At 41.3% G+C, this 11,810-nt stretch carries 7 protein-coding genes; 3 read left to right on the top strand and 4 right to left on the bottom strand.

Annotated features, from left to right (window positions below):
* Positions 1–18: 18 nt before the first annotated feature.
* Together ACSFVZ_RS01845 and ACSFVZ_RS01840 are read right to left on the bottom strand one after the other, a co-directional pair.
* A complete protein-coding gene (locus tag ACSFVZ_RS01845; RefSeq protein ID WP_281546400.1) occupies positions 19–2,622 on the bottom strand; it encodes a DUF2339 domain-containing protein in 2,604 nt (867 codons plus the stop codon).
* A 105-nt stretch (positions 2,623–2,727) separates the two neighbouring features.
* Positions 2,728–4,089: a hypothetical protein gene (locus ACSFVZ_RS01840; protein WP_138558388.1), complete on the bottom strand. Its 1,362-nt coding sequence runs from the start codon at positions 4,087–4,089 to the stop codon at positions 2,728–2,730.
* Between the two features lie 339 nt (positions 4,090–4,428).
* On the opposite strand from ACSFVZ_RS01840, the gene purU reads away from it, so the two are divergent.
* Positions 4,429–5,259, top strand: coding sequence for a formyltetrahydrofolate deformylase (gene purU, locus ACSFVZ_RS01835; RefSeq protein WP_055021009.1), 831 nt, complete (start codon positions 4,429–4,431; stop codon positions 5,257–5,259).
* Positions 5,260–5,311: 52 nt separating this feature from the next.
* Here the strand turns inward: purU and ACSFVZ_RS01830 are convergent, their stop codons facing one another.
* Together ACSFVZ_RS01830 and acs are read right to left on the bottom strand one after the other, a co-directional pair.
* Complete coding sequence (locus tag ACSFVZ_RS01830) at positions 5,312–5,962, bottom strand: response regulator transcription factor (RefSeq protein ID WP_135926004.1); 651 nt, start codon at positions 5,960–5,962, stop codon at positions 5,312–5,314.
* Positions 5,963–6,058: 96 nt separating this feature from the next.
* Positions 6,059–7,999 carry an acetate--CoA ligase gene (gene acs, locus ACSFVZ_RS01825; RefSeq protein WP_435557969.1) on the bottom strand — a complete coding sequence of 647 codons (1,941 nt, stop codon included), beginning with the start codon at positions 7,997–7,999 and terminating at the stop codon, positions 6,059–6,061.
* A gap of 282 nt (positions 8,000–8,281) precedes the next feature.
* On the opposite strand from acs, the gene ACSFVZ_RS01820 reads away from it, so the two are divergent.
* Together ACSFVZ_RS01820 and ACSFVZ_RS01815 are read left to right on the top strand one after the other, a co-directional pair.
* The gene (locus ACSFVZ_RS01820; protein ID WP_135926006.1) at positions 8,282–9,448 is read left to right on the top strand and encodes a DcaP family trimeric outer membrane transporter; all 1,167 of its coding nucleotides are present in this window, start codon (positions 8,282–8,284) and stop codon (positions 9,446–9,448) included.
* A 181-nt stretch (positions 9,449–9,629) separates the two neighbouring features.
* Positions 9,630–11,753 carry a TonB-dependent siderophore receptor gene (locus ACSFVZ_RS01815; RefSeq protein WP_281546401.1) on the top strand — a complete coding sequence of 708 codons (2,124 nt, stop codon included), beginning with the start codon at positions 9,630–9,632 and terminating at the stop codon, positions 11,751–11,753.
* The last annotated feature ends 57 nt before the right edge of the window (positions 11,754–11,810 follow it).

Raw genomic sequence — 11,810 nt, 5'->3', positions numbered from 1 at the left:
ACCATGCATTCCCTTTATTTAAGGCAAAGCAGTAGGCTTTGCCTTAAATTTTTGGAACAACCAACTAAGTGCAACTAACGACAAGCCTAAGCCGATAAACGAAATAGCACGTAATAATCCGGTTAAGTTTGCCATATCTATCAGAAACACTTTTAACACCACCAGCGCTAATAAACCAAGGCCTAGCTTTTGTAAAACCGTAATAGTTTTTAACTGCCCCGCCACGACCACCAAAGCACCAATAATAAGCCAAACTAAAGAGTAGCTATACAGCTCTGCATCTGAGGTCGGTAAAGCAAGATTTATATACTCCCCTTGCCAGTTGTGGCGAATTTCCGCATTGATATATAAAACACTCATCACACCTGCAAATGCACTAAAAAACTTATGCAAAAAGCGCTGAGATTTTGTCAGCTGGCTTGCCCAAATTGCAATTATGGCTGGAACTAACCAAAGTAATAGTAGCCAATTAATAATCGGCCAACTGCCAATATTTATCGGCTCAAAAAACGGATTTACAGCGGTAAAGCTTTTCAGAACTAACAATCCGCTTAATGCTAATAACGCAAAACCTGCCACTTGATAGAGCTTAGCTAATTGCGCAGTAAAACGTGAACGCATCAGGTAAACACAGCCCAATATGCCCCAGTTACAGGTTAATAAAATATGCTCATACACAGACAAGTTCTCAAAATCAGGATAGTGCCCCACTAACTGATAGCTCGTCTCTGTGGTAATGAATAAAGCGATACAATGAAGCGTAGCACCTTCTAGCCACACCCGAACAGATTGCTGCTGCCAGTGTCTTGCTGCCAAGTAAAATAAGCAAGCAGACACAGGGTAAACAACTAAACTCCAGTGCACACCAAGTAATAGCGCATCACTGTAATCAGCTGACCAAGGTGCAAAACTTAACCTAACAAGTAAAGCACCAACTAAACCTTTTAGCGGCCAAGTCGGAATACTGAGTGCATGTTTATTGACATAAAAACTGATCAACAACACTTGCGCAGCGAGTGCCAAGGTTAAGCTACTCCCTTCAAGAAGCATGGTTAACGCCAAACTAATATTGGCATTACCGCCAAGCCAGTAACTAAATACCTGCATTGGATTCGTGCTATTAATTGATAACTTAAATAACCAAGAAGACAGTGCCAGTAATACAAAGCACCAAACCGGGTATGCCGTCATTAAGGCATGATCAGGAGTGATGACATATAAGCAACTAATAATCACAAAGCCTGAAAGTGAAGCGAGTAAGGTAAAGCCAAAGCGTTTAGGGTATTTACGACCAAACAAAAAACCATAACCAGCAAACAAAGCAATAAAAAACAGCCCTGCTCCGTAATTTTGTCTAAAAACAAAAAGCTGCTCAGAGTAATCAACAGTATTGTATTGCCCTGTTAGCAAACACACCACACTCACTACAGCAATTATCAGCCAGTGATCCCATGCACTGTTTTTTAATACCAAAAACAACAGTAAAGCCACTAACGACAACATACTAAGCTGCCAAGTAAGCAGATCATTATGGCTAATGAGTAAAAGATAAAGTGGCATGACAACTGCTAATAACAGAGGGTTGTCGGGCAGTTGTTTCAGAAGTGTTTTAAAGCGGTGTGGGCGGTATTCAACTTGTTTAATACTTAGCCCTAAACGTGGAATCGCAATTAACAATACAATGCTAAACAGCGCATAAAGGTTAATAAACCAGTGTAGGTTTTTAGTTGCACTCATTGCAACTAAGCAATACCAGCCTAAATGCCCCGCCCATAACAAATACCACAGCCAATGCCGTTTTACGTAATGTGCGACTAGCGAAGCTGATACACTGACAAAAGCAACATAAGTAAGGAGTGCAATAAAGTCATTACTCCCAGTATCTACCCATAAAGGCACACTGTAAGCGCCAATAATACCAATTACAGCCAGCACGGGGCCAAAACGTAATGCCATCCAGCTTGCAGCCAAAGAAACCAAGGTTAAAATGCTAAATGCTGGTAAGGCTTGTAGTAAGCCGTAATGACTGTAGGCCAGCAAGGTCAATGCAAACAAACTAATAAAGCCGCCACTTGCCAGCGCCGCGGGAATATAGTTGCTAAATCCTTCAAAGGTAATACCTTTACGATGTAAAACCTCAGCTGTAACAATTAAACTCAGGCCAAAAATAGCGCCAAGTATGAGTCGCATGGTTTCGGATAATAAACCGGCTTCAAGTGAATAGCGGGCCAAAAAGATACCACCAAAGGCAAGTGCAACCGCTCCTACCCAAGTTAGCCAATTGGCTTTGATTTGTGTAACTAGTTGGCTAACTAGCGGATTAAAAGTTGCAGGCTTGGGTTTCGTTTGCTGTGGCTTTTTAGCCATTGCCTCAGTTGGCTTATTGATGGCTTCAGGCTTTGGTTCTCGTTTTGAAGTGTCGGTCAGAGCTTCGTTTAAATTATCAAACGAATTTACAATAGTTGCTTGTGGATTATGGATATAGGTCGCGTTAAGTTCTACTCGAAGAGCAGCTACTTCACGCTTCAAACTAGAGAGTTGAAAAAAGGCAATAATGCCAGCAATTGAGCCACCTACAACAACTAGTGCTAGTAATACTAGTAACGCAATACCGTCGTCCATACTCACTCCATGTGTACGCTTTAAACAAAAAAGCAAAAACCTTAATTGTTTATATAATAAACACTTAGCAAGAGTAAAGAAACAACGATATTGCGTTCAAGCCAATTAAGACTGCTCAGTCACCGTTCGCTCTAAGGTCATTTTGTAACCTGAATCAGTGGTTTCATCATGTTCAATCACCAAGATATAGTTACCTTCTTCGGTAAAATCCATGTCGCTTTGTTGCAATAGCACAATCTGCTGGCCGTTGTCTTCAAACACCACATAGGTTGTATAAACTTCGTTATCAACCACCTGCTCTTTTTGGTCGTATTGATCTAAACCTTCAACGACATTACTAGTATCATCAACGGTTTCACCATTGAGAGTGAAATACACATCGACTTCGTCAATCTGTTGCCCTGCATAGTTATCAATTAAATTAACCACAGTAACTGTGTGGCTATAGCTGCTAGGTGTTAGGTTTTCTTCAATGGTCATCATACGAGGGCCGTAGTCTTTGTCATTGTAGAATAGACCAACCGCACTTTGCTCACGCTCTAATGTCATTAAGAAGTTATCAACAATCTTGTCGCCAGCCTCATCTAACATGGCTACGCTGTAACTATTTGGTGACATACTCATGTATTCAGAGTAACTATCGTTGCTTACAACTTCGGTATTGGTAGACGTTGTTCCTCTGGTTACTTTAAATTGGGTTTGTGTGTAATCATCAATAGTATTAATAAATCGCAACTGGCCTTGTGCGTCTTGGTGGTTTAGTTGAGTCACCGAGCTACTTGCCGTCACTACATCAAGGGTAATGCCGTCTTCTTCTGTTGCATAACTTGGGCGGATCATCGCCATGTAAGTTGCTTCATCATTAAAATACAATTTTGGTGATTCAAAAATCACATCAGTGCTACCACTGGCAGTGACATAAATAGTGTAATAACCCTCCTCAAGCGTAGATAGTTCTGGCTCTACCAGGTACTGCGAAGTCATCAGTAACTCTGCGGTATCAAATAACCCGTCATCAGTGGCAATGTAAACATCGTAAATATTGTCTTCTCCGACGATATTAAAAAAGCCAACATTAAACTCATCTTCATCGCTTGAAGATGGCACACTTAGCTCAGTGAATGTTGGCTCAGCAAAATCACCATTCATTACTAGCAACTGGGTTTGATCGTCTTTAATTTTAATGGTTTCTTCATCAATAGTGATATAGCTATCGTTGACATCAACATACTGAAAACTCAGCTCATACTCACCCGAGCTGTAATTATGGCGGGTTGATACATCACCAAAATCTGCGCCCGAACGTTCAGTGTCATCAACAAATAAACGTGTATAGGGGCTATTATAAGAGCCATTGTACAGTTGCACATAGCCGCTGTTGCTATTGCTGCTGTCGTCACTAGAACAGGCAGCCAGCAACGAAAGCAAACTTGTGGCAACAATTGTTTTAAGCAGAGTACTTTTCATGGAGTTTATTCCTTATTGTTTGTAATAATCTACTTTGACTCAACTAAAGCAATAAAATTCTATGTTTTACAAACGATTACCTTCACTTACAGTTACTTACGTTAAGGTTAAAAAGTGTAGAAAAAGGTATAGAAAGGCACTCATTAATCATAATTATGGACAGAAAATCACATTTATAGTGAAAGCAGCTTACTTTTACACGAAAAGTAAATAATGATTACATTTTGTAAGGTTAGACAATGAAGTCAGATAAATTATTAGATAGTTCAATTTGCGCTATGCAGCGCTAAAAAATTAGCAAATAATGAGGCTCACACAAACGGGATTAGAATGAGGACTATGAACACGATTTTAACCACACAATGCGATGATGATGTTGGTCTAATTGCCAAGATCACCGGTCTTTGTCATCAGCATAATTTAAACATTACACGTAATAACGAATTTGTAGATAAAGACGCTAAACGCTTTTTTATGCGTACAGAGTTAAGCGGCGTTATTTCAGATGATTTTTTACCAAGCCTTGCTGAGCTACTTCCTGATGGCGCAGAGCTTGCGCTGCATAGCAGTGAAAAAACCAAAGTGGTATTGCTTGCCACCAAAGAAGCACATTGTTTAGGTGGTGTATTACTTAAGCAATTCGAAAAAGCATTAAACATCGAAGTACTGGCTGTGATTGCCAACTATGCAGACTTAGCTCCTCTGGCTGCAGGCTTTGGCGTGCCGTTTCATGTAGTATCGCACGAAGGTTTAAGCCGTGCTGAGCATGATCAACAAGTGGGTGATTTAATTGCCAGCTATCAGCCTGACATTATCGGCCTTGCTAAATATATGCGTATTTTAAGCCCTGAATTTGTGGCGCGCTTTGAAGGTAAGATTATTAATATTCACCATTCGTTTTTGCCTGCCTTTATTGGTGCGAAGCCTTACCATCAGGCATTTGAGCGCGGTGTAAAAATAATTGGTGCGACCGCTCACTTTGTTAATAACGAGCTTGATGAAGGGCCGATTATTTTACAAGATGTGACACATGTTAGCCATGCGGATACCGCTGAGATGATGGCAAAAATGGGGAAAGATGTTGAGAAAACGGTGTTTTGCAAAGCGCTGCAACTCGCGTCTGAACATAAACTGTTTATCAATGGAAATCGAACCGTGGTGTTCGCTTAAGCAATAAAATGAAGAGGCTGTATGGCCTCTTTATTGTTGTTATTATCTTTTGTTATGCCGACTCAATAGGCTCTAGTTGTAATTTAGAGGCAATTAATACCGCTTGAGTACGGTTATACACACCTAGCTTTCTAAAAATTGCAGTAATGTGTGCTTTCACTGTCGCTTCAGAAATATGTAACTCGTAAGCAATCTGTTTGTTTAACAAGCCTTCGTGTAAGTATTGTAAAACTTTATATTGCTGTGGCGTAAGCGATGCAACTTGAGCGGCAATTTCTTTATCTTCGCCATCAACATCAGAGACTTTATCTTTTAATTCTGATGGTAGCCACACATCACCCTCAAGAATGTGGTTGATTGCCATGGCAATATCATCTGACGATGATGATTTTGGAATGAATCCCATTGCACCATAGGCCATTACTTTAGAGACAACGTTAATATCTTCGCTGCCAGAAACAACAGCAATTGGTAAGCTAGGATAATCTTCGCGAATGCGAATAAGGCCGTATAAATCGCCATTGCCTGGCATGTGAAGGTCTAGTAGTAAGATATCAAGATCTTCTTGTTCGTTTAACACCTGTAAAGTGGTCTCAAAGTTTTCCGATTCAAACACTTCTAAATCAGCGAACTTAGCACTTAATGCCCCTTTCAGCGCTTCACGAAATAACGGATGATCGTCCGCTATTAAAAACTGACTCATGGTTCACTCCTAATAAATTCGGCTGACACCTATTTCTAAGTGACAGCCGATATACTACGTTTAGAATCAACTTCTAATCAAGTTTTTAACGTGATTTTAACGATTTAATCGGTTTTCGATTAGTTCATCTACCACACTTGGATCGGCAAGAGTTGATGTATCACCTAGCTGTTGATGCTCATTTGCCGCAATTTTACGTAAAATTCGACGCATGATCTTACCAGAACGTGTTTTCGGTAGACCCGGAGACCATTGGATCATATCTGGTGAAGCAATTGGGCTTAGTTCTTTACGAACCCAGTTACGCACTTCTTTTGTTAGTTCATCGCTCACTACAACACCCTCATTTGGTGTGATGTAAACATAAATGCCCTGACCCTTAATGTCATGCGGATAACCAACTACAGCAGCTTCTGCTACAGCTTCGTGAGCAACCAATGCACTTTCAATTTCTGCCGTACCTAGGCGGTGGCCTGATACATTAAGTACATCGTCCACACGGCCAGTGATCCAGTAGTAACCATCTTCATCACGGCGACAACCATCACCGGTGAAATACACACCAGGGTAAGCTGAGAAATAAGTTTGTTCAAAGCGTTCATGGTCACCATAAACTGTACGAGCTTGTGACGGCCAGCTATCTAAAATAACAAGGTTGCCATCAACCGCGCCTTCGAGTGTATTACCTTCAGCATCAAAAAGTGCCGGTGCAATACCAAAGAAAGGACGAGTTGCAGAGCCTGGTTTCATATCTGTCGCACCTGGTAACGGTGTGATCATGATGCCACCAGTTTCTGTTTGCCACCACGTATCTACAATTGGGCAGTTTTCGTTACCAATGTGCTCGTAATACCAAGCCCACGCTTCAGGGTTAATCGGCTCACCCACTGAACCCATGATACGTAAACTATTGCGTGTTGAGGTAGCTGTTGGCTCATCACCTTTCGCCATTAAAGCACGGATAGCTGTTGGTGCAGTGTAAAGGATAGTCACGTTGTGCTTATCAATCACTTCACCCATACGACCCGCCGTTGGATACGTTGGTACACCTTCAAAAACCACTTGCGTACAGCCGTTTACTAATGGCCCATAGGCAATATAGCTGTGACCTGTGATCCAGCCCACATCAGCGCTACACCAGAAGATATCGTCTTCTTTTAGGTCAAACACGTATTCATGTGTCATTGATGCATAAACGAGGTAACCACCGGTAGTATGAACCACCCCTTTTGGTTGACCTGTTGAGCCAGAGGTATAAAGAATGAAAAGCGGATCTTCTGCATTCATTGGCTCTGGTTCACACTCAGCAGGTAGGTCAGCGACAAGTTCATGCCACCAAATATCGTGGCTATTCCACTCAACTTCGCCACCGGTTAACTGATGCACAATAACGTGTTCAACCGTAGTTACTGAGTCTTGTGATACCGCTTCATCAACATTTGCTTTAAGTGGTACACAGTTGCCAGCACGGCGACCTTCGTCTGAAGTAATTACCACTTTAGCGCCTGAGTCATTAATTCGGTCAGCAATCGCTGATGGAGAGAAACCACCAAATACCACAGAATGAATCGCGCCAATACGCGCACATGCTTGCATAGCGTAAATAGCTTGCGGTGTCATAGGCATGTAAATAGCAACGCGATCACCTTTTGATACGCCTAACTTTTTAAGGCCATTTGCCAATTTTGCTACTTCGTCGTGAAGTTGTTGGTAGCTGATATTTTCGCTGTGTTCAGGGTTGTCACCTTCCCAAATAAGGGCTGTTTTATCTGCTTTAGTAGCAAGGTGGCGGTCAATACAGTTATATGAAGCGTTAAGTTGGCCGTCTTCATACCAGCGGATGCTGATGTGGCCTTTGTCGAATGAGATGTTTTTTACTTTATTATAAGGAGTTGACCAATCAAGGCGTTTACCGTGCTCTCGCCAAAATCCTTCAGGGTCATCGATAGATTGCTTATACATTGTATTATATTTATCGTTATCAACTAATGCTGCATTCTTGATATGCGCTGGTACTGGATAGATACTTTCTGACATTGTTGTCGTCTCCATTTTAATTACTTGCCTTCGGCCTGCCTCAAGGATCACTCAGCAAAGCCCCTGAAAGTATTAGACCTTAGTTGTATATCTTGTCATTTCACAAAAAACTTCGAAATCGCCTTCTATAATCTAGTTCAATGTTCGCAGGTAAGCGATTTTGAGTCGCTTACCACCTTAGTCTAATAGACCAATAGATAATTGAGAGAAGTCATTTCTTAAACAACAGTGATACAACAACATTAATGCAATCAACAAGTAGCTTCGACAGGAATACACATTATGACAACAACAAAAGTAACCGCATTAAAAACACTGACAGCTTCGGCTGTTTTATGTGCACTTGCAGGTACCGCTAACGCTGCAACCATTGGTAACACCGACGTTTCTTATGGTGGCTATGTAAAACTAGATGCGATGTGGAGTGATTACTCTGCAGGTGTACCAGCCGGTGGCAGCATTGGCCGTGACTTCTATGTCCCAAGTACAACACCCGTGGGCGCAGACAGCGACAGTGATGCTGTCTTTGATATGCATGCTCGCCAGTCTCGATTTAGCCTAGGCACAGCAACTAAATTAGATGATGGGAAAACAATTAAAACCAAAATAGAAATCGATTTCCTTGCTTCTGCACCAGGTGGAAATGAGCGTGTTACAAACTCATATGCACCGCGTATACGCCAAGCATTTGTAACTTATGATGGATGGTTATTTGGTCAAGCTTGGTCAAACTTCCAAAACGTTGGCGCCCTTCCTGAAACCTTAGACTTTGTTGGCCCAGCAGAAGGTACAGTGTTTGCTCGCCAAGCACAAATTCGCTACACAACAGGTAACTGGTCATTCTCTGTTGAAAACCCTGAAAGCACAGTCACTGTAGGTGGTGCTCGTGTGGCGACTGATGATGCCTCAATGCCTGACTTTACAGCACGTTATGCCCATAAGGCTGATTGGGGTGAGCTTGTTGTAACAGGTCTGGCACGCCAGCTTACTTATAAACAAAATGGCATTGATGCGGATACATCATCGTTTGGTATCAGCGCATCAGGTAAAGTAAATTTTGGTGAAAATAATCTTAAATTTATGCTTACACAAGGTTCTGGTTTAGGCCGCTATGTTGGTTTAAATGTTGCTCATGGTGCAGTACTTGATGGCGATGATCTTGATGCGATTGATTCAACATCTGGCTTTATTGCTTATCAACAAAACTGGAGCAGCCAATGGCGCTCAACCTTCCTGTATTCATTCTTCTCTGCTGATAACAATACTGACTTATTAGCTATGTCTATAGACCCAACAAAGACAAGCCAAAGCTTTAGCGCTAACCTATTGTATTCACCAGTTAAAAAATTGACTTTTGGGGTTGAATTCAAACATGCAGAACGTGAGCTTGAAAGTGGTACTGATGGCGATATGGATCGTCTGCAATTTTCTGCAAAATACGTGTTTTAAAGTTAAAAGTTTTACTTCCTGAAGCGGCTTCGGCCGCTTTTTTTTTATCAAGCGTTTGGATTCTCCTGCGTTGCATTTTTAAAAACATTTCAAGCCCTACAAAAACTTAATTGCAAATCGTTCTCATTTAGTTTAGATTACGCGTTAATTTCATTATTAATTGAACTAATTGGAACTTTGCATGTCATCAACAAAATTTTTGCGCTTATCGCAGTTAAGCCTAGTGACCTCAGCACTACTTAGTGGACACGCTTTAGCTGAACAACAAAAAGAAGAACAAGCTATTGAAAAAATAGCTGTTTATGGCCAGCATCATAAAAATTACATCACCGAAGAAGCACAGTCAGCAACTAAGTTAGGACTAACAATTAAAGAAACACCACAGTCAATCTCTGTTGTTTCACGTGCATTAATGGATGATTTCTCCCTCGATAACCTAAATGCCGTATTAGAAAGCACTCCTGGTGTGACTGTTGAACAAATCGAAACTGACCGTACTTATTTTAAAGCCCGTGGTTTTGAGATCACCAACTTCCAAGTTAATGGCATGGGTATGCCACAAGATAACGGTTCAATACAAGGTACTCTAGATACCTCTATTTTTGATAGTGTTGAAATTGTACGTGGTGCCAACGGTTTAATGACAGGTGCTGGTAACCCATCTGCAACCGTCAACATGGTTCTAAAGCGCCCTACTTACCAAACACAAGTAAATGCATCTGTATCGTATGGTTCATGGGATAACAAACGTCTAGAGCTTGATGCATCAACTGCTCTCAACGAAAACCATGCAGTGCGTGCTGTATTCACCAAGCACAAAACAGAGTCATACCTTGACCGTTACGAGCAAGATAAAACAATTTATTACCTAGCCTACGAAGGTCAGCTTACTGATAGCACAGTTGTAACTGCTAACTATGTAAATCAAAAGAAAGATGCCGACAGCCCACTTTGGGGCGCGCTACCGCTTTATTATAGCGATGGTACTGCAACAAACTTTGATACCTCAACTAGCACAGCGTCTGATTGGTCATATTGGAATAACACAACAGAGCAGTTGTTCTTATCAATTGAGCAAGCAATTACCAATACTTGGTTCTTAAAAGCAAGCTACGCACACTTAGAAAATGAGCAAGACTCAGAACTTTTCTATGTTTACGGTACCCCAGACAGAGAAACAGGTCTTGGCTTAACAGGTTACGCAAGTGAATATGACCACAAAGATAAGCACGACATTTTAGATATTTACGCAACGGGTAAATTTGATTTATTTGGTATGGAACATGACCTATCTTTTGGCGTAAACCAAGCAGATATTGATTACAAAGATAAATCACTGTATGACTACACGACTGGTAATGGCTTCCCTGCAATGCCGGAGCTAGGTGGGTGGAATGGTGTTGCGCCAGTGCCAACACTTACTGATGGTTTAACAGGTGCTGATATCACCAGCCGTCAACGTTCTGCGTATATTTCAACACGTATCCGTGCCACAGATGCTTTCAGTATTTTAGCTGGTGTAAGCCAAGTAAACTGGGAAACAGAGGGCGAGTCATATGGTAAAGCAAAAGATAAAGACAGTGAGCAAACTGTGCCTTACTTCGGTGCTGTGTACGATATCAACGAAAGCTTATCAACTTACGCAAGCTACACTGAAACCTTTGTGCCACAAACTGAACGTGACATCAATGGCGATTACTTAGACCCAATCACAGGTAAAAGCAGCGAGATTGGTGTAAAAGCACAGCTACTTGATGATAACTTATTTGTTACTCTTGCCTATTTTGATGCTAAACAGGAAGGTCTTGCTGTTGCCGTGCCAGGTTCACTTCCTGATGATACACGTTATTATGGTGCTGATGGCATAAACAGTGATGGTTTTGAGGTAGAATTAAGCGGTCAAATTAACGATACCTTGAGTGCGAGTTTCAGTTACAGTAATTTAAATATTGATGGTGATGACCTAGTTAAAGACTACACACCAGAAAATCAATTCAAACTTGCTGTAACACACAAAGTACCTGAAGTTGATGGCTTAACTTTTGGCTTAAATTATCAATGGCAAGACGACACCAAGCGTGTACAAATTCGTGATGCTGATACTAATGCCCCTCTCATTACCACAACGCAAGATGCTTATGGCTTATTAAATCTAATGGCGACTTATGACATCAATGATAATGTAAGTGTTAACCTTAATATCAACAACGTCACTAATGAAAAATATCTTCATAGCCTGTTCTGGGCACAAGGCTATTACGGCGCACCACGTAACTACTCAGTGTCTTTCAACTGGCAGTTATAAGCTTTGAGCTAGAAGTTTAAAGCTTAAGTACTGAAAAGCCGCATCATCTGCGGCTTT

The sequence above is a fragment of the Pseudoalteromonas nanhaiensis genome (assembly GCF_051235485.1).
In the GTDB taxonomy this organism is placed as follows: domain Bacteria; phylum Pseudomonadota; class Gammaproteobacteria; order Enterobacterales; family Alteromonadaceae; genus Pseudoalteromonas; species Pseudoalteromonas lipolytica_C.
The sequence above is the reverse complement of the archived record's forward strand: the minus strand, read 5'-3'. Positions and strand labels throughout refer to the sequence as shown.